Here is a 613-nt window from a genome sequence, read left to right as displayed (position 1 = left end):
CCTCGCATGTTAACATAACTCGCCGGTCCATACTGCAAGATGTACGCCATCACACATTAACGTGCTCTGACTAATTGTAAGTAAGTAGTTTCAGAATCTATTTCACTCCCCTCCCGGGGTTCTTTTCACCTTTCCCTCACGGTACTAGTTCACTATCGGTGTCTGGTTAGTATTTAGCCTTACCGGATGGTCCCGGCAGATTCAGACAGGGTTTCACGTGCCCCGCCCTACTCAGGATGCAGTCAAGAGAATTATGCATTTCGTATACGGGGATATCACCCTCTATGTCAAAGCTTCCCAGCTTTTTCTACTATACATAATCTTTGTAACTCTATGTAGACTGTCCTACAACCCCGTATAAATACGGTTTGGGCTCTTCTGCTTTCGCTCGCCACTACTAACAGAATCATTATTTATTTTCTTTTCCTCTTGCTACTAAGATGTTTCAATTCACAAGGTGTCTCGCTCACACTTTCTATATATTCAAAAGTGGGCAACTAGAGATTAATCTAGTTAGGTTTCCCCATTCGGAAATCCCCGTCTCAAAGTTTATATCCAACTAAACGAGGCTTATCGCAGGTAATCACGTCCTTCTTCGACTTCCAGACCCAGG

At 43.7% G+C, this 613-nt stretch carries 1 rRNA gene; it reads right to left on the bottom strand.

Annotated elements, in window-relative coordinates:
* Positions 1-613 (bottom strand): 23S ribosomal RNA (locus DKP76_RS18920); the annotation flags it as partial.

The sequence above is a fragment of the Falsochrobactrum shanghaiense genome, from assembly GCF_003149535.1.
Classification (GTDB): Bacteria; Pseudomonadota; Alphaproteobacteria; order Rhizobiales; family Rhizobiaceae; genus Brucella; species Brucella shanghaiense.
Note: the sequence above shows the minus strand (reverse complement) of the source record. Positions and strands in the feature narration are given on the sequence as shown.